General features: G+C 60.1%; 31 protein-coding genes. 9 read left to right on the top strand and 22 right to left on the bottom strand.

Annotated elements, in window-relative coordinates:
* Positions 1-13: 13 nt before the first annotated feature.
* The 22 genes from HBO24_RS11330 to HBO24_RS11225 all read right to left on the bottom strand — a co-directional run bounded on the left by HBO24_RS11330 (position 14) and on the right by HBO24_RS11225 (position 10,815).
* Positions 14-475 carry a hypothetical protein gene (locus tag HBO24_RS11330; RefSeq protein ID WP_170059721.1) on the bottom strand — a complete coding sequence of 154 codons (462 nt, stop codon included), beginning with the start codon at positions 473-475 and terminating at the stop codon, positions 14-16.
* 42 nt (positions 476-517) lie between these two features.
* Entirely contained in the window at positions 518-1,378 is an 861-nt protein-coding gene (locus HBO24_RS11325) for a phage capsid protein (RefSeq protein WP_178124546.1), read from the bottom strand.
* A gap of 203 nt (positions 1,379-1,581) precedes the next feature.
* Positions 1,582-2,436: a hypothetical protein gene (locus HBO24_RS11320; protein ID WP_170059719.1), complete on the bottom strand. Its 855-nt coding sequence runs from the start codon at positions 2,434-2,436 to the stop codon at positions 1,582-1,584.
* Positions 2,433-2,684 (bottom strand): hypothetical protein, encoded by a 252-nt coding sequence (locus tag HBO24_RS11315; RefSeq protein ID WP_222933239.1) that lies wholly within the window; start codon positions 2,682-2,684, stop codon positions 2,433-2,435. Before HBO24_RS11315 ends, HBO24_RS11320 begins: the two co-directional genes overlap by 4 nt.
* Positions 2,681-4,282: a portal protein gene (locus tag HBO24_RS11310; RefSeq protein ID WP_170059718.1), complete on the bottom strand. Its 1,602-nt coding sequence runs from the start codon at positions 4,280-4,282 to the stop codon at positions 2,681-2,683. The genes HBO24_RS11315 and HBO24_RS11310 overlap by 4 nt, the downstream gene beginning before the upstream one ends.
* Entirely contained in the window at positions 4,279-4,488 is a 210-nt protein-coding gene (locus tag HBO24_RS11305) for a hypothetical protein (protein ID WP_170059717.1), read from the bottom strand. The genes HBO24_RS11310 and HBO24_RS11305 overlap by 4 nt, the downstream gene beginning before the upstream one ends.
* 4 nt (positions 4,489-4,492) lie before the next feature.
* A complete protein-coding gene (locus tag HBO24_RS11300; RefSeq protein ID WP_170059716.1) occupies positions 4,493-4,930 on the bottom strand; it encodes a hypothetical protein in 438 nt (145 codons plus the stop codon).
* A 51-nt stretch (positions 4,931-4,981) separates the two neighbouring features.
* Complete coding sequence (locus tag HBO24_RS11295; RefSeq protein WP_170059715.1) at positions 4,982-5,194, bottom strand: hypothetical protein; 213 nt, start codon at positions 5,192-5,194, stop codon at positions 4,982-4,984.
* A 77-nt stretch (positions 5,195-5,271) separates the two neighbouring features.
* Positions 5,272-5,718, bottom strand: a complete 447-nt coding sequence (locus HBO24_RS11290) for a lysis system i-spanin subunit Rz (RefSeq protein ID WP_170059714.1) — start codon at positions 5,716-5,718, stop codon at positions 5,272-5,274.
* Between the two features lie 2 nt (positions 5,719-5,720).
* The gene (locus HBO24_RS11285) at positions 5,721-6,074 is read right to left on the bottom strand and encodes a hypothetical protein (RefSeq protein ID WP_170059713.1); all 354 of its coding nucleotides are present in this window, start codon (positions 6,072-6,074) and stop codon (positions 5,721-5,723) included.
* Positions 6,075-6,097: 23 nt separating this feature from the next.
* Positions 6,098-6,607 (bottom strand): glycoside hydrolase family protein, encoded by a 510-nt coding sequence (locus tag HBO24_RS11280; protein WP_170059712.1) that lies wholly within the window; start codon positions 6,605-6,607, stop codon positions 6,098-6,100.
* A complete protein-coding gene (locus HBO24_RS11275; protein ID WP_170059711.1) occupies positions 6,607-6,813 on the bottom strand; it encodes a hypothetical protein in 207 nt (68 codons plus the stop codon). Before HBO24_RS11275 ends, HBO24_RS11280 begins: the two co-directional genes overlap by 1 nt.
* Before the next feature lie 100 nt (positions 6,814-6,913).
* The gene (locus tag HBO24_RS11270) at positions 6,914-7,237 is read right to left on the bottom strand and encodes a hypothetical protein (RefSeq protein ID WP_170059710.1); all 324 of its coding nucleotides are present in this window, start codon (positions 7,235-7,237) and stop codon (positions 6,914-6,916) included.
* Positions 7,238-7,247: 10 nt separating this feature from the next.
* A complete protein-coding gene (locus tag HBO24_RS11265; protein WP_170059709.1) occupies positions 7,248-7,634 on the bottom strand; it encodes a hypothetical protein in 387 nt (128 codons plus the stop codon).
* A gap of 2 nt (positions 7,635-7,636) precedes the next feature.
* A complete protein-coding gene (locus HBO24_RS11260; RefSeq protein ID WP_170059708.1) occupies positions 7,637-7,912 on the bottom strand; it encodes a hypothetical protein in 276 nt (91 codons plus the stop codon).
* Positions 7,909-8,181, bottom strand: coding sequence for a hypothetical protein (locus HBO24_RS11255; protein ID WP_170059707.1), 273 nt, complete (start codon positions 8,179-8,181; stop codon positions 7,909-7,911). The genes HBO24_RS11260 and HBO24_RS11255 overlap by 4 nt, the downstream gene beginning before the upstream one ends.
* The gene (locus tag HBO24_RS11250) at positions 8,178-8,621 is read right to left on the bottom strand and encodes a RusA family crossover junction endodeoxyribonuclease (protein ID WP_170059706.1); all 444 of its coding nucleotides are present in this window, start codon (positions 8,619-8,621) and stop codon (positions 8,178-8,180) included. Before HBO24_RS11250 ends, HBO24_RS11255 begins: the two co-directional genes overlap by 4 nt.
* A complete protein-coding gene (locus HBO24_RS11245) occupies positions 8,614-8,805 on the bottom strand; it encodes a hypothetical protein (protein WP_170059705.1) in 192 nt (63 codons plus the stop codon). The genes HBO24_RS11250 and HBO24_RS11245 overlap by 8 nt, the downstream gene beginning before the upstream one ends.
* Positions 8,798-9,517: a replication protein P gene (locus HBO24_RS11240; protein ID WP_170059704.1), complete on the bottom strand. Its 720-nt coding sequence runs from the start codon at positions 9,515-9,517 to the stop codon at positions 8,798-8,800. The genes HBO24_RS11245 and HBO24_RS11240 overlap by 8 nt, the downstream gene beginning before the upstream one ends.
* Positions 9,444-10,289, bottom strand: coding sequence for a DnaT-like ssDNA-binding domain-containing protein (locus tag HBO24_RS11235; protein ID WP_170059703.1), 846 nt, complete (start codon positions 10,287-10,289; stop codon positions 9,444-9,446). Before HBO24_RS11235 ends, HBO24_RS11240 begins: the two co-directional genes overlap by 74 nt.
* Positions 10,290-10,291: 2 nt before the next feature.
* The gene (locus tag HBO24_RS11230; protein ID WP_170059702.1) at positions 10,292-10,600 is read right to left on the bottom strand and encodes a CII family transcriptional regulator; all 309 of its coding nucleotides are present in this window, start codon (positions 10,598-10,600) and stop codon (positions 10,292-10,294) included.
* Positions 10,601-10,602: 2 nt separating this feature from the next.
* Positions 10,603-10,815 (bottom strand): Cro/CI family transcriptional regulator, encoded by a 213-nt coding sequence (locus HBO24_RS11225; RefSeq protein WP_170059701.1) that lies wholly within the window; start codon positions 10,813-10,815, stop codon positions 10,603-10,605.
* A gap of 104 nt (positions 10,816-10,919) precedes the next feature.
* Between HBO24_RS11225 and HBO24_RS11220 the strand changes: the two genes are divergently transcribed.
* The 9 genes from HBO24_RS11220 to HBO24_RS11185 all read left to right on the top strand — a co-directional run bounded on the left by HBO24_RS11220 (position 10,920) and on the right by HBO24_RS11185 (position 16,120).
* Positions 10,920-11,588 carry a helix-turn-helix transcriptional regulator gene (locus HBO24_RS11220; protein WP_170059700.1) on the top strand — a complete coding sequence of 223 codons (669 nt, stop codon included), beginning with the start codon at positions 10,920-10,922 and terminating at the stop codon, positions 11,586-11,588.
* Positions 11,589-12,152: 564 nt separating this feature from the next.
* Positions 12,153-12,395 (top strand): hypothetical protein, encoded by a 243-nt coding sequence (locus HBO24_RS11215; protein ID WP_170059699.1) that lies wholly within the window; start codon positions 12,153-12,155, stop codon positions 12,393-12,395.
* A 25-nt stretch (positions 12,396-12,420) separates the two neighbouring features.
* Positions 12,421-12,708, top strand: coding sequence for a hypothetical protein (locus HBO24_RS11210; protein WP_170059698.1), 288 nt, complete (start codon positions 12,421-12,423; stop codon positions 12,706-12,708).
* The gene (locus HBO24_RS11205; protein ID WP_170059697.1) at positions 12,705-12,938 is read left to right on the top strand and encodes a hypothetical protein; all 234 of its coding nucleotides are present in this window, start codon (positions 12,705-12,707) and stop codon (positions 12,936-12,938) included. The genes HBO24_RS11210 and HBO24_RS11205 overlap by 4 nt, the downstream gene beginning before the upstream one ends.
* On the top strand, positions 12,935-13,069 hold the full coding sequence (locus tag HBO24_RS29535) for a hypothetical protein (protein WP_262381516.1): 135 nt from the start codon (positions 12,935-12,937) through the stop codon (positions 13,067-13,069). The genes HBO24_RS11205 and HBO24_RS29535 overlap by 4 nt, the downstream gene beginning before the upstream one ends.
* Before the next feature lie 125 nt (positions 13,070-13,194).
* The gene (locus HBO24_RS11200) at positions 13,195-13,470 is read left to right on the top strand and encodes a hypothetical protein (RefSeq protein WP_170059696.1); all 276 of its coding nucleotides are present in this window, start codon (positions 13,195-13,197) and stop codon (positions 13,468-13,470) included.
* A 55-nt stretch (positions 13,471-13,525) separates the two neighbouring features.
* The gene (locus tag HBO24_RS11195) at positions 13,526-14,287 is read left to right on the top strand and encodes a recombinase RecT (RefSeq protein ID WP_170059695.1); all 762 of its coding nucleotides are present in this window, start codon (positions 13,526-13,528) and stop codon (positions 14,285-14,287) included.
* Complete coding sequence (locus tag HBO24_RS11190; RefSeq protein ID WP_170059694.1) at positions 14,274-15,917, top strand: YqaJ viral recombinase family protein; 1,644 nt, start codon at positions 14,274-14,276, stop codon at positions 15,915-15,917. The genes HBO24_RS11195 and HBO24_RS11190 overlap by 14 nt, the downstream gene beginning before the upstream one ends.
* A 2-nt stretch (positions 15,918-15,919) precedes the next feature.
* Complete coding sequence (locus HBO24_RS11185) at positions 15,920-16,120, top strand: hypothetical protein (protein ID WP_170059693.1); 201 nt, start codon at positions 15,920-15,922, stop codon at positions 16,118-16,120.
* Positions 16,121-16,123: the final 3 nt, after the last annotated feature.

Below are 16,123 nucleotides of genomic sequence, written 5' to 3'. Positions count from 1 at the left end.
TGGCCACCGCGAATCAGTTTTGGCCGGCGTAGAACGCAACCAGGGTAAGCACCTGGCCAGCAAGCAACGTCGCACCGGCCACGACAGAACGAAGCTCGCTGGTGTCGGTCGCATCACCAGGCTTGATAACGGTCACCTCGGCCAGTGCGCCGTTGGCGAACTGAGCTTCGGCCGGCAACTTGGCGGCTGTAGCGGCAGACGACGCGGCCATGTAGCGAGCCGGAGCTACAGCGTCACCCAGGTTGATGGTCGAGGACGCGGCACCGGCGGCGCAGAAGATGGCAGTGCCAGGCATCAGGCGGGCACCAAAGGGCAAGTAGCCCCAAGAGATAATGTCTGCCACAGGCTGGCCGCCGGCCGGGACGGTGTAGGTGCTAATGAAGGTCTGGATGTCCGCGCCTTGCAGGTTCGGTTTCACCAGGGTTTGCGGGTAAGCCACTCGGGCTGCCGCGAGACTTGCGAGAACTGTTGCCATGTTGAAAGCTCCTGAATCAATGGGGTTGAAGGTCAGCTCGCTTTATTCAGCGCATGCGATTTCCACGACCTTTTCTTCTTCCACCCGCACGGAACCGATGGACATTTTCGCGTAAACGCGAGTGTTGAAGCCCTTGCCCGAGTCCTCACCAACACGAGTGAAGATGTCGGCGCCCTTGCCCAGCGTTACGCCCGACTTGGCGTAGGCGTACAGGAAGCGGGTTGCGCCGCTTTTCGGGCAACGCTCGGTAGGGATCCAGTTGAAGCCCATCCACTTGCCGCGCACGCTACCGTCACGCAGGAACTGCCCCGACAAGTAGTCGGCACTGGTCAGAGTGGTATCGGCCAAGATCGCGGCTGCGGCGCTGGCGCTGTAGAGCATGAACAGCTCTTCACCGGCTTCCTCGTCGGCTTCGTTGGTGCGGAACAGGGTTTTGGCCTGGATGATCTTGGCCTTGGTCAAGCCGGTACCACCCACTGCAATCTTTTGCGAGGCTGGCAGCAGGATGCCGGCGGTGGTGGAGCGGGAACTACCACCGAGGGAGCTGATGATCACGTCGTCTTTCGCGCGGTTCAGCGAGTTGACCATCGCTTTCACGTAGTCAGACGTCGGGTCGACCAACATGCGGACCTTGTCCTGGTCATCGATCATGTCGCCATCTTCCCAGTCGTAGAGGTCCACGAACCGGGTGCTGTGCGGTTGATCGTTGATCGGGGTGTCGCCGTGGCGTTGAGTGCGACGGGTAGCGGTGCGCTGACCCAGACGGTTGATCGACTTCGACATGCCCACGATATTGGGCTCGATGGTCACGGTCGATTCAAGGCGGCTCATGCTCTGTTGAGCGACGTGTTTGAAGTTGTCCGCAAACTGCTGGACAAAGGCTTCGGTAATTTGCTGAGACATACAGTGCACTCCAATGCAGATAGGGGGATTGCCTGCCGGGTGTCCGCATCGCGGGCCGGTGTTCCTGGCGTGCATCGGCTGTGCTGCGCCTCGGGGCGTTCCGGGTATCTGCGTGCCATCGCAGGCCGGCCCATTGCTGGGATGCCTGCGATGTTTGTGCATGGGGGGTGTCGGTTTCCCGACTATTTGAAGCAAGGGGGGGGTTACAGACGGGACTGAGTCTTGCCGTATCGCTTGTTGTACATATCGTCCAGCTGCGCCTGGATGCCTGGGCGCTTCGGATCGTGCGCAGGCAGGTCCTGCAACTGCTGACGCAATTCAGCGGTCTTGATGGGGAAATCAGCCTCACTGACCTGGGCACCGCCGTTGATGGCGCTGTCTTCCTTGAGCTCCTTGCCGATGTTGGCGGCGAATGCAATGAAGTCAGGGTCCTTCCCATACTTATTCATGAGAACTTCCAGATTGCCCGGCTTGCCTGGCTCGCTGGCAAAAGCCTCGGCGGCCCGGTAAGAGGAACGAAGGTTGCCAGCCATTGCCTGTTCGCCGCCCCAGGCGTCCTTGAGGGTTGCAATGCATTCGTCACGGTCAAGCACGGCAGCGCCGCCAACGAGATTTGGGGCCGCTTTCATGTACTCGCCAATGACGTACTCGACCTGGTCATTGGTCAGGCCCTTGGCGTGCGCGCCCTTCAAGAACGACTGCGTATCAGGGTCGGCCTTGAACTCGTTCCAGTCGAAGCCCTCGACCCCTTCCAGCTTGACCGTGTATTCATCGGCAGTCTTGGGCGGAACGTCACCGGAACCCAGGCGGGTTTCGAGGTGCTTGTAGGACTCGGCCAGCTTGCGGCTGGATTGGTCCAGGTCGAGCGAGCCGTCTTCCTTGTTGACGCGGTACTTTTCCGGGATGTAGTCGGTGGTCTCGGCTCCGGCGGCCAGCACAGAACCTGCGGCAGCAGGGGCTGGTGCAGGGGCTGGTGCAGCCCCCGTGGACGGATCACCGCCCTCGCCTGCCTCGGCCATGTAGAAGTGGCCAAGACGGCCATGGGTAAACATGTTCATTGTGGTTCCTCTTGGTCGTTAGGATCTTCTTGCACGCCGTTGGCGCGGTTGATGCGGAGTGCGACGTGATCCAGGACCTCGCGGGCCCCGGCTTGCTTGTAGGTGGTGAGGATGGCGTCAATGCCGCCAACGGTGCAGGCGTTCTTGGCAAAGCGCTGAATCAGCAGTTCGAAGCACATGGCGCCCTCGTGGTGATCCTCGAATACGCGCTTGAACATCGCGTCGATCTGTTCCGGTGTCATGCTCATGCAGCGTTCCCCTGTTGTTTCATTGCGGCTTCACCGGCCTGTTGCTGCAGCATTTGCTGTTGCGCCTGTTCCTGGGCTTCCTGCTGGGCCTGGGCACGGTCTGCACGCAGCTTGTCCCTGGCTGCGGTGCTGCGGATAACTGCGGAAGGCACGCCCAAGGCTTCGCCCTTGAAGCGCTGGGCCTCGTCCATGTCGATGTTGTCCATGATGTCCGAGGTCGGATCAGCCGCTTTGATCGCCATTGCACCGCCGACGTAGGTGTCGATCGCCGTGACCTCTTCCAGCTTCTGGGAGCGGGCCAGGGGCGACAGGTAGCGCACGGTGAAGTTGCGGCCGGCCAACGATTCCGGGGCCTGGCCCAGAATGCCGGCGCGATAGGCAATGCCGAAACACCGCTCAATCATGGGCTGCAGGTACTCGGTTTGCAGTCGGCCATACACTGGGCCCAACAGCTGGCGAATCAGGTTCACCCGCACGTGCACCTCGGTGGCAGTCATCGCCGGGCCGTCCTGGGCCTGGAGCTGGTCGGCCATCAGGATCTTGCGGATAGAGCCCTGCAAACGCGCAATCTTGGTTTCGGCGTATTGGAAGTTGGAGCCGCTTTGTAGGGGCTTCATGCTGTCAACCGAGTTGGCCACGATGATCTTGCGCGGGCCTACCTTGACCGTGCGCGGATTCAATACGCCGTCATCCTCGGCAATCCACATGCCAGCGATGGCCAGGTCGCCGGCTGCCAGGTCCATCCGGCACAGTTCGTTCAGGGTGCGAGAGTCCGGCAGCGCATCGAACACCGGGCCCACGGCATACACGCTGTCCGGGATCATCATCCAGCGCGGCACGACCACCGGCATTTCGTGATAACCCGACTCGCTGACAAGGCGTTGCGCCTCGACCTCGACCTTGCACGAGGCAATGGGCATGTTCTTGGCCAGCCTTGCGCCGACCATGTGCGTGGTGCGTGGGTAGATGGCATGAACGAACCGCACCATTTCCTGCGGCTTGTCCTTGGCCAGCTTGCGGGTGGCATCGCTCAGGTTCTCTTCGCCGAACTCGTTTACGGCCTGCTCGGCGGTGAGCTTGTACTCGCGATACACGGTGTCGATCTTGCCCCCTGCCTTGGAGGCCGACGCGTACACGCTCGCGATGGGCCACAGGTCGAAGGTGAAGCCGCCCTTCTCCATGTCCTGATCGATGTACAGGGCAAACCAGCCAGCGCAAACAACGTCGATAAGCCCCTCAAAGGCGGCCGCGTCGAAGTTGGATGCGTGGATGTTCTGCCACAGGATGTCGGCAGAGTCGTCCAGCCACCGGCGTTCATCTTCGCTTTCCTGGCCAACGTCCATGCCGAACCAGAGCGAGTTGGCCGGGGTCAGGCCCGACATGATCCCGGACGACAGAATCCGCGCTGCGTCCGTGGTGGTGCCATCGATCATCCTGGCCTTGCGCATCTGCGCCTCCATGGCCGTGATCTGCTCAGTGCAAAAGCCACTACCCCGAATCGGGTAGCTGTGGTCGAAGCAATCGCGCCAGACCGACTCATGCGGCGAGCGCAGCGACTTCAAGGTGCTCAACGTTTTGGCGATCTGGGATGCATTCATGATCCGAGGGTGCTCTTGCCTTGGGATAGGACACTGCCAGTGCCAGCGGCGCCGGACGTGAGCAGGCTGCTCTCGGCCTTGCGCTTCTTGCGCGTGGCGGTCTCTTCGTTGGCCTTCACGGCCGCGGCGTCCGCTGCCTTTTGGGCCTCGATGGCTGGATCGGGCGGAGCAACAACGGCCGGAGCCTTCTGCTTCTTGCTTCCCATGTCGTTACCCCTTGGCTACAGGCTCGGGGCACAACCAGCCCTCGGGCGTCATGACCGCCTGTTTGAGCGTGGTTGCGTCGATGGTGCCGGTGCTGGCCGTGGCGATGGCGGCTGGCTTCGACTCGTTCTCGCGCTTGGGGTCCAGCACCAGGGGCTCGCCGCCTTCGAACAGGCGTGTAACCTCGGCCAGGGCTTCGTCCTTGGTGCCGGTGAAGTCGCCGATCTTCACGTCTTTGCCGTCCACCTGCGGGGCGTTGGCGTCGATCACGATCCAACGACCACCACCGTTATGCTTGGCGGTGAAGTCCTTCACAGCTGGCGCCTGGGCGTTGGCGGTGGCCTGCTCGTTGGCATCCGGATTGCCGGTGCTGGCCGTGGCGGTGCTGATGGCATTGGCGAGCGGATCGCCTGGGGTCTGCGGGGTAAGTTCTGGGGCTGGCATGTGCCTTCTCCTGATGCGCAAAGCCAGGCGAGTGGCCGGGCGATGGGGTTGTTAGATCAATGGCTCTTCTGCTGGCGGCAGTTCGGTTTTGATCAGCTCCTTGACGTAGGCCGCCATGTCCACCAGCAGGGTGTTCACAGATGCCTGTACCTCGGCATTGTTCGAGCCCGGGAAGGCGGTGATCAGGCGCGACATGGCGTCAGTGACCTGAATAGCGGTTTTGAGGTCGTCGTGGGAGACATTGCGCAGGCTTGCTACTGGCATGGGTGTTGCCCTCTTGCTGATGGGGAATCAACTGATTGAGGGCCAAGGATCAGGTGGGCAGGCTGTCGGGTTCCCGACTATTTCGAGGTGGTGCGCTTGCAGGTGCGTGCGTAGTCCTGCAGGCCGATCACCTGGGCGGTGACTTTGGCGTGGGCTGCGACGAGGTCGGCATAATCCTGTCGAGCATCTGCTGCAAGTTCGGGGGCGGCTGCATCAGCGCCGCCGGCGGACTGGGGATTGGCTGGCACACAGGCGGCACGGACGTACACGCGCTTAACGCCAGCATTGAGGTCACCAACAAGAATCGGCTTCGATTGCTCAGCATTGCTCAGGGCCTCCAGATACTGGGTGTCGATGGAATCGCGGACGGTCAGGGCTTGGTCGTATGCCACCGCCTGCTCTTGCAGCAGGTCGGCACGCGCCTTTTCGGTGTCGAGGCGTGTGCTGATGTGATCCAGACGCCAGAGCGCCAGCACCAGCGCCATGGCAAGCCCTGCAACGAGATAGCGAGCCACGGCGCCCATGGTCAGGCGAACTTCGAAGTGCGGGTGTTGATGATGCCGAGGTACAGCACCATCGCATCGGCCTGCATCTTGAGCAGCTGCTGCTCGTCGTCGGGCAGGCTGGCGTACAGATCGGTGTGCAGGAACGCTTCCAGCTTCTCGATGCGGTCGGCCAGCTGTTCACGCTCGGCAATCACGCGCTGCTGGTGCGGCGGCAGATGCCCGACGTGACCGATAGCGACGTTGGCTTCTTCGAACTGAGCCTTGGGGCACCAGCTGGTGTAACCGTCGCTGTACTTGACGGTGTAGCCGGGTTGGCCGTCCTTGTCCTGGGACCAGGCCATAACGATCTTGGTGCCGACGTAGTGTTGAGTCATGGGTGTTGCCTCGGGTTGGGGAATTACTGCGCAGCCATGCACTTGGCATGGCGTTCAAGCTGGCGAGCCCAGACGCCCGCGCACCGCTTGTTGCCCGGTGTGGAGCAGTCGAAGCCAGCGGCATAGCGGTACTTGAGCAGGTCGTGGCAGGCCTGGGCGTAGTTGCCGGCCAGCAGGTCACGACGCGGGGATCCGGCGCGCCAGGTGCCAATGCCGTACTGGCCAATGAAGTCCATGTAGATATCGAACTCGTCCTGATACAGCTTCACGCCCGGGAGGGACGCGGCGAATTGCTTCTCGGCCTGGCTGTTCAGGTTGCGGGCCAGGACTTCGGCGCGTTGCGGGGTGATGGTGTCGCCCATGCGGACTGTCGACCCGTCCTCGTAGCGAGTGGAGCCGTGGCCGATGGTGGGAACGTCGCCCTTGGTGGGGATAACAGCGACAGGCGTGAAACCCTCGCTGGCCTTCCATGCGCCAAAGCCCGCCAGACTCATTGTCAGCAGGCCCACGGCAACACGCTGGCGAACGCCCATCAGCCTTCCGACCCATTCGGACGAACCCAGTCACGGAACTGCGCCCAGTAGCGTGGCACCAGCAACCCAATCTGCAACACCAGGTACAGCACAGTCAGCGCTGTGACCCACTCGGCAGGCGTCATGCCAAACAGCATTGAGCCTGACACGATGATGGGCGGTGCCGCTTTGGTTGCCTCGATGGCCACGTCTTGGGATGCGTTCAAGGTTACTTCTCCACGGCAAAAAAAAGCCCAGCGCGAGTGGCTGGGCTGCGATGACCGTAAGAGTCGTCGGGGTCAGGTGTCGGAATCCCGACTATTTCGGCTAGGCCTGAATTGCCGACTGCGTCTCGCAAGCTGCCTGCCAGCACCACCAGCGCTCTCGAGTGCCGCTCGACACGTACTCGCCACGGTGCTGCTCAACGTTCAGGCCCTGCCCCTTCGCCCAGGCATCAAACGCAACCTGGGAAGGGTTAATTTCAGCTGCTACGGTCACGGATATGCTGCTCGATGACGCTTCATCACCGGCGCGGAACAGATTTTTGGCCTGCTTGCTCAGCTGCTCGGCCAGCTCAGGCATCCCGTTGTTAAGGGCTCGCCCTGCGGCGTCCGTCAGTTCAATGGCGCGGCGTTCGTCTTCGTAGTTCATCGGTATTCCCTCAAGCCTTGGAGTGATAAGCCCACCAGTCGCCGACGGCGACCATGGGCAGTTTGGAGCGATCCCGGCGCATGACCTGGCACCAGAGGGTTACCAGGCGCTCACCTTCGGTATAACGCGGCTCAGCGCCTTGCTTCCATCCAATCAGGGTGGAGCGTGGGACGCTGATTGAATCTGAAACCATGTGCGGGGATTGCCCAGCACGGGACAGCTGCGTGATGACCTTGAACCAATCAACCCGGCGCTCGGCCTGGGGTGTTGGGCGCGGCTTCTCGCGCAGAGGTATCGACAAACGAGCGACCACCTGCCCGTGGCGAGCATCCGCAACGGTGTCTGCTGCCTGCGTGAAGCACAGTGCGAGCTGATCGGGGTGGGCCTGGGCTCGCATGGCTAGGGCTCCTGATCCGACAGGGTGAAGCCCTCGCGGCGCAAGTAGCGGCCCACGGCGTCCTTGCAAAGGGCCTCGATACGGTCCAGCGCGGCCTGCACCTCTGGCGGGTAGCTGGTCTTGATCAGCACGTGGCCGTCCAGATTCGATACCTCCATGGTCGGCATGTACGTACTCAGGATGGCGACACCCTGGGCAATGTACGGCTCAGCGATTCGCGCAGCCTCAGCGCGGGCAGCCATGCACTCGACAAAGGTCTTGGGCTGGATGGCGTTCATTGGGCACCTCCAAACGCGTGCGCGCGCGAGGCAGAGTGGGTTGTCGCACTCACCCCACACCCTCTGCGAATCAAAAAATCCATTTCGGATATAACCGCCGCAAACGCTATAACCGGATTGGCAGCCTCGTCGAACTGGAACGGATGTACCGCTCTTCGTAGCCCCATCAGCATTTCGGGCTCACCTGGTGCGGACAGGTCCACGTCTACGCCGATCATCACCCAGCCGTCGTTAAGCTCGCGGCAGGACCACTTGAGCAAAGGCTTCATGAGCTCTCCCCCACCAGTGGCACAACTCGCACGGTTACGCCTGGCGTTGCGCTGAACCGCTTGCTCAGCGAGACGTTGACCACCTGGACGTCATCCTTGAACACGATGCCGTTGATGCCGTCGCAGATCGCTTTCAGCACGTTGTCGGCGTCGGGCTTCTTGGTTGGCATGACGTCGCCGGCGAGCGCGGCAGCGGACTTCTTCTTGGACCAGGACGCGGCGACGGCCACACGAATGGCCAGTTCCATCATCACGGGGCCTGCGATCAGCTCACGGCCGTTCATGGCCTGCTGTGCTGCCATGGCAATCAGGGTTTCGTAGTTGGCGGTTTTCTTCGGCGTGAACATGCGTGCATGCCCACCAATGGTGGATACACGTGGCCGGCCTTTGCCGATGGCCTCACCTGGCACGAAGAACGAAACCGGTTTGAGGTCAGTCATTTGCTGGCGTTCCGAGCAATGCCTCGATCTTGCTCCGCAACCCGCGGCGCTGTTCCTGGAGTCGCTCCGCTACCGACAATTGCCTTTTGCCCTCGGCGATGCAGGCGTCAACCTGGCGGCCAAGGTTTTCGCACTGTTGCTCAAGTGCGTGGATGCTTTCGAGCTGCTCTGTGTGATCACGCATGGTCATCTCTCCGAATCTTGAGCTGTGCCAGCAGCATGGCGCGGCAGGCTTTGGGGTCTTTGGGGATATCGAGAACGTCGACGATCCGATCAGCCTGTTGGCGGGAGTACTCCAGCTGGACCTGCTCACGTGGTCGCATGCTGTCGTGGCTCAGGCCCTTGGCGATTCGCCCTTCCAGCGGCTGGCCTGTCTGTGCGCGGCGCATGACGATGGCGTAGTTGCGTTCGAAGCGCTGGAACAACGGCTTGTCGCTGTGGTTCGCTGCTCGCAGGTCGAACGTGCTGGTGGCTTCGGCAGCAACCTTGACGGCCTTGTGCGTGTAGCTTCCGCGCAGTGCTTCGTCCCAGGCTTGCTGGATGCACGGCAGGTCATCAACACGCTTGCACAGCTCCATGAAGTCGCTTGGCGATGGTGGGAACTTGCATTCCAGCACCATGCGCTGCAGGCCACGGTCTACGGCTTCGTCGCCCAGTTCTTGGATGGCCAACATCCACACGCGGCGGGCCAGGGTTTCTGCGCGCTTGTCGCCATAGTGCTTTTCGTACCAAGCCGGGAACGAGATTTTCAGCGTGGTGAACACTCGGCGTACTGCACTGCGTGCGCCCTGGTCCAACGGGGTGACGTTCTCGGCGGTCAGCTCACCAGTCGGGGTCTGTGAGGATGTCGTGAGCGTTGCGCGTGCGGCTTGGAGCAGTTCGTCTACCGGTTTCATTGGGTATTCCCCCGTTGGCTTGCTGGGTGCGGACTTGGCGTTTCAGTTGCTGGGCGAGCGCGTGCTCCCACTGGGCCTGGGTTTTCAGGTCGTCGGGTCTGCTGATCCAGTACGAGCGGAATTCAAGAAGCTGGTCGGCTTCGAAGGTTTGGTTTGCCATGCCATTGCGGAACAGGACGGCGGTGAACGTGGTTGGGTCGGGTTCCCAGGCGTCGTGAAGCGAGAATTTCGACTGCGCGGTATGTGTGTGTAGCTTTTGATCTTCTCTTCTCTTATCTAATCTGTCGTGACTTTGCGTGACACTGCGTGACGCATCGTGACAACCGTCATTTTCAGCCTGTTGCTTCTTGCGCTCCCGCTCATCACGCTTCCGCTGTCTCGCCGATTTTGGCCCGTATTCATTGGTTCCGGCGTCCTCGCGCTTTGGCTGGCGCGACTCCCAACCTGATACAAGATCTCCGTCTAGCACGCGCCCCTGCATGGCAGTCAAAACAGATTCGATATGCTGAATGTCAACGTCTAGAGCAGTGGAAATGCCCTCTACAAAATTGATTTCGTGACATGTCACAGATGTCACGTTTGTCACGTTTTCGCGTGACATGTCGTGACATGTGATGCCGTCGACGTGACCACGATCAGGGTTTGAGGAAGCCATCACGAGCAAATGGCAATAGATGGCCATCACCTCAGATATAGGGCGTCCAGATACGCGGGCAATCGTCCTCCACTTGGGATCATTGGGCATGTCGTGCCAGAGCCTGAGCCAATCCACGGCTATTCCTCCTGCAACTGGTCGACGTTCTGGATCAGATCCATGTACCGCTTTGCCTGGTGCAGAAGGGTCTCAATGTCCCGCTTGTCGAAGCACTGCATAGCCTTGGGCACAACTTTCAGATCGAGCACCGCCAGGATCTGGCAGAACTGCTCAAACTTCTCCGGCTTCATCCGACTGATCGTTGCTTCATCGCAACCGACTGCAAGCGCCACCGGCGCATTGCCGACAGATGCAAGCGCCTGCATGAGAACGACGTAGTTCCTGCGGGCCCTTGCGGTCTGCTCTTGGCTTAATGGGCTCGTAGACATGGTCAGGCGACCTCTATGTCGCGACTGCCCTGAGACTGCGATGGGAATGGTTTGATTTCTTCGGCTGAAAAGGATCCGTCGCAATGGGCGATAACATCGACCTTGCGACCAATCCGCAAAGCCTTGCTTAGGGCGCCCTGAGTGATGTTGAGCTTTTTAGCCGCGGTGGTTTGGCCATGAACCTCGCAAAAATCGGCCAACGGGATACGTTCCATGGTGACACCTCGTGTGAATGACCACGGAAGTATTTCCTGCGGAATTATTAATGTCAATGCCTGCGGAATTTGCCGGGCATGCCCTGCGGGAATAGTCTGCGGCGATGAACCAGAAAAAACGTGTACTTGAAGATTGGGAGCGCAGTGAGTGTGCGGCCTTGAAAGAGGCTATCGCGGAATGGAACCGCGCCCGCCCCAAAAATGAACGAATTACCCAGGAGCAGGCCGGAGAGTTTCTCGGCATGAATCAAGGGTCGTTCAGCAACTATCTGAATGGCAGGACGGCGCTAAATTTTGATTTCGCACTAAAAATAAAGAACTTATTTGGCATCCCGATAGAAAGATACAGCCACCGCCTTGCCAAAGAAATTAAAGAGAAATATGAAATATTAGAAAGAAAGCAAGCCGAAAGAAACGGTAGGGCTCATGAAGCAATATTCGACTCTATGCCTCAGGGTGACGGGCGGACACAGATAACGTTCCTGGAGCTAAATCGCTTTTTCGAGAGCTGTGAGGAAGACGGCCAAGCTAAGCGGCGCGCAGTGGTGAGGAGCGCTCGTAACCATGCTGTTCACGGCGCTCCTAATGAAAGTAGGCTGGCACGTATCTATCGGCTGTTCTATTCAATAGCTTCAGCGGAAATTGACGGACATCTAACTGAGCAAGATCTTGTCCTATTAAATTATCTGCTAGTAAATATTGATGCAAAGTACGAGCAACAAGAAATAGCAAGCAATCAAACGGAACGAACTAACATTTCAGGTGAAACATAATGGAATACAAGGAAGTTTTCCTATATAGCTACAGTCTTGCTTTATTCGTCATGTTTGTTTTCTTGTTTGGAAAACTTCTTATGATGACACGGCGACTTCGCTGGAATGGAGTTGACTCAGCCAGGGCGATAGGTTTTTTTTGGGGCCGGGTTCCCATGACTGTTATGGTCTGGATATGGTCTAGCTTTTTGTTCGGCTCCCTGCTTGCCGCGATCTGGTCCGCCCTCAACTGGCTGACGCGCTAACCCCTCCCCCCCCTCCACCGGTCAGTTCAAGCCCGCATTCGCGGGTTTTTTTATGCCCGCAAGAAAAATTATTTCCGCAGGCATTGACCAAAACAAATTCCTGCGGCAATAATTTGAGCATCGCAGCAATACGCGAACAGCTCTTTAACAACCAGCCGCAACAAAGCGTCGACCGGGAAAGGCTTTGACGCATTGGGCGTGGGCGACTCCCACCCTGATGCGCCGTATAGACCTCGGTACGTCGGCGTGCAAGACAACGGAAATTTTCACTGATGCACCTGGCGACGGGTGCATTGGGAAAACAACCGGAGCAAAACCAATGGTTACCCAAGAGACAGCAGAGCAAATGTGCAAAAAGCTGGTTGAGGCCTATATCAACGCCTGCAAACCGCGCGATCTGGACGACGTGCACAACGTCACGGTCAAGCTGATCAGCATGGCGGGCATGGCGCTGGCGGCAACGCATGGCAGCGAGGTCGCAGTAACAGCCATCAAGGCCGTGGCCACCTACGTTGGCGAAAACGCCCACCGGTCCCGCGCCGAAATCATCCGCAGTCACTGAAACCGATGACTCCACCGGAGGCACCATGGAACACGAAATAGTTGTTGAGGGGTTTGTCCTCCAGGTGGAGGTGACCCATTGCTTGAATGAACCGCCCTGCCCTGGCAGCTGGAACAGCGACTGGGACGCCCAGGGCGAACGTGAACTGGAATTCAAACTGGTGTCGGGCATCTGCTACGACGAAGACGGCGTGCGGATGGATGTGCCGGACTACCAACTGCCGGTGCTGGCTCACCAGTACGGGCCGCAGATCGCGCTGGCGCTGTGGGTCGAGATTGACGCCTGCCAGCGCCGGCAACGGTGGGCAGCATGAGCAGCCAACACGAACTGGCCGCAGCCAATCACGAACTGGCCGTCGGCATGCTTGAAGGGTACATCGCTCGCGTGATCGATCCCGAATGCAGCGCCGTCGCGGTCAAGGCTTCGGCCAACACCGCCCTGCTTATCTTTCGCACCCTCGGCGTGATCGACGCCACCGAGGACGCCTACTACACCGAACGCCTGCACCGTGTTTACGAGCGCCGGCAAGGACGGGATGCATGACGATCATCTGCCGAACCGTTAACGAACTCAGAGACGCCCTGCACAAGCAGGGCTTTTTTCTGGTCGCCGATCTACCCCGCCCGCTGCGCATCGAGATTCGTCGGGGCATGTTGGTTGCGAGGTTTACATGACAGCCCGCCAGCGTGACCGGCGGCGCGCCATCCGCTGGACCTCGGCCATCGTTGGCCTGACCTTCCTCACCATCGTTCTCTTGGGCCCCGCCATCGGCGGCCTGATCACTCAATAGGTAAACACCATGAGCAAGCACACACCAGGGCCGTGGCGCTCAGGCAAATGGGGCGCATCCATCATCGCCAGCACACCCATCCAGGGCGGCATTAACGGCAGTGATGCTGTCGAGTCCTACGGCGGACATCTGATCGCCGAGTCGATATCGGAATGCAATATGGCGCTGATTATCGCGGCGCCGGATCTTCTGGCGGCACTGCAAAACCTCGAAAACGATGACGGCAAGATCCCCGAGCACGCCTGGGCCCTGATCCAGTCGGCCATCGCCAAAGCAATCGCCTAAACCCTTCCCCCTTCACACCCCTCAATGTTGCGCACGTCGCGGCAAGGAAACTCTTGTGTCCGAATTAACCATCAAGCCCACGTTCAGCCTGGCGCCGCAAAACCTCGATGATGCGTTGAGGTTCGCCGACTTCCTCGCAGCCTCCGACATTGTCCCGAAGGACTTTCAGAAAAAGCCCGCCAACATCCTGGTGGCCGTGCAGTGGGGCATGGAGCTGGGCCTGCAGCCCATGCAGGCCATGCAAAGCATTGCGGTCATCAACGGGCGCCCATCGCTTTGGGGTGACGCGGTCATTGCCCTGGTCCGCAGCTCGCCGCTGTGTGAGTACGTGTACGAGACCGACGACGGCGAGACAGCAACCTGCCGGGTGAAGCGTGTCGGCGAAGAGGAACAGGCCCGCACGTTCAGCATGACCGACGCCCAGCAGGCCGGCCTCAAAGGCAAGCAAGGCCCCTGGGCCCAGTACCCGAAGCGTATGCGCCAGATGCGCGCCCGCTCGTTTGCCTTGCGTGACGTGTTCCCTGACGTGCTGCGCGGCATGCCGATGGCCGAAGAGGTCCAGGACATCCCGACCGAGCGCGAGCTCAACCAGTCCCTGCCCCGCAAAACCGAAGAGCCCAAGGTGCTGCCGGCTTACCCCGACAGCAAGCTCGACGAGAACGCGGAAAAGTGGCGTGGGCTGATCGCCGCCGGCCGCGCCACCCCAGACCACATCCTTTCCAACATCACCAGCAAATACGCCGTCACCCAGGAGCAGGAAGAACGCGTTCGCTCCCTGGCCCCAATCGAAGGAGAAGCCACCAATGAAAGTGCATAACGTCCAGCAGGGCACGCCGGAATGGCTGGCCCTCCGCGCATCCCACTTCACTGCCTCGGAGGCGCCCGCAATGATGGGCGCTTCGAAGTTCCAGACCCGCAACGATCTGCTGGCGATGAAAAAGACCGGCATTGTTCCGGACGTCACGCCGCAGCAACAGGCCGCGTTCGACCGTGGCCACGCCACCGAGGAAATGGCGCGCCCCCTGGCCGAGGAAGACATCGGCGAAGAGCTGTACCCAATCGTCGGCACCAGCGGCAACCTGCTGGCCTCGATGGACGGCGCCACGATGCTGGGTGACGTCCTGTTCGAACACAAGTTGTGGAACGAGAAGGTCGCCACGCAGATCCGCGCCGGCGAGCTGGCGCCGCACTACTACTGGCAGCTTGAGCAGCAACTGCTGGTGAGCGGTGCCGAACGCGTGCTGTTCGTCTGTTCGGATGGCACGCGCAATAAGTACGTCAGCATGGAATACAGCCCGGTACCGGGACGCCGTGAAGAACTGATTGCGGGTTGGGCACAGTTCGAACAAGACCTGGGTGAATTCGTCCCGCAGGAAGCCAAGGTCGAGGTGATCGGCGCCGCCCCTGATCAGCTGCCGGCGCTGCGCATCGAGGTCACCGGCATGGTGACCGCCAGCAACCTGGACGCCTTCAAGGCCCACGCGATGTCCGTTTTCAGCGAGATAAACACCGATCTGGCCACTGACCAGGACTTCGCCAACGCTGAAACAACGGTCAAATGGTGCAGCGAGGTCGAGGACAAGCTCAAGGCTGCGAAAGAACACGCCCTGAGCCAGACGGAAAGCATTGACGTGCTCTTCAAGGCGATTGACGACATTACGGCAGAGGCCAAGCGTGTTCGACTCAATCTGAAAAAGAGCATCGACACGCGCAAGGACAGCATCCGCAGCGACATCGTGATCGAGGCGGCGAAGGCCTTGCAGGCGCACATCGACCAGATCAACGAAACGTTGGGTGGCCGGATCCGCATGCCGAAGGTGATAGCGGACTTTGCCGGCGTAATCAAAGGCAAGCGCACTATCGCTAGCCTGAAAGAGGCTGCCGACGCCGAACTGGCACGGGCCAAGATCGAGGCCAGTCGCATTGCTGACCTGATTCGGGTGAACTTGAAAAGCCTTAACGAGCTGGCTATCGACCATAAATTCTTGTTCGCGGATGCTCAAGAGTTGGTCATGAAGGCCAACGATGACCTGGTGGCGCTGATCAAGGTTCGGATCAACGAGCACGAGCAGCAGCAGGCCGAGCTCAAGCGGCTGGAAGAGGAAAAGGCACAGCAACTGGCAGCCCAACAGCAACAGCAGGTCGCTGAGCCAGTTGTTGAGCAGCCGGTGAAAGTCACCGAAGAGCCGGCGCCGGTGGCTGCCACGCCGATCAAGACGGCTGCAGTAGTTCAGCAGCCAACGGACGATGGCCGACACTTCAAGCTGGGCGACCTTAGCGACCGCCTCGGCTTCGTCGTGTCTGCCAGCTTCATGAGTTCGCTTGGGTTTGAACCTGCTGCCCGTGAGCGCGGGGCAACGCTGTACCGCGAATGCGACTTCTCGCTCATCTGTACCGCCCTGGTCAACCATATCCAGGCGGTCCAGGCCAACCTGGCCGCAGCCTGATCATGGCTGCCCAATCCATCCTCGACACCTACGACAGTGTCGAGGAGTTCGCCGGGATCCTGGCCTCCGCTGAGCTACACGCCAGCGGGGAATGGGAACTGGAATTCGTCGAGAACATCCGCGCCAGCTTCAAGCGTTACGGCGCCCACACCAATCTGAGCCCGGCTCAACAATCGAAGCTTGAGCGCATCGCCAAGCACTGAGGA

It is taken from the genome of Pseudomonas sp. WS 5410, assembly GCF_012985645.1.
Taxonomy (GTDB): Bacteria; Pseudomonadota; Gammaproteobacteria; order Pseudomonadales; family Pseudomonadaceae; genus Aquipseudomonas; species Aquipseudomonas shahriarae.
This window is presented reverse-complemented; position numbering and strand designations above follow the sequence as displayed.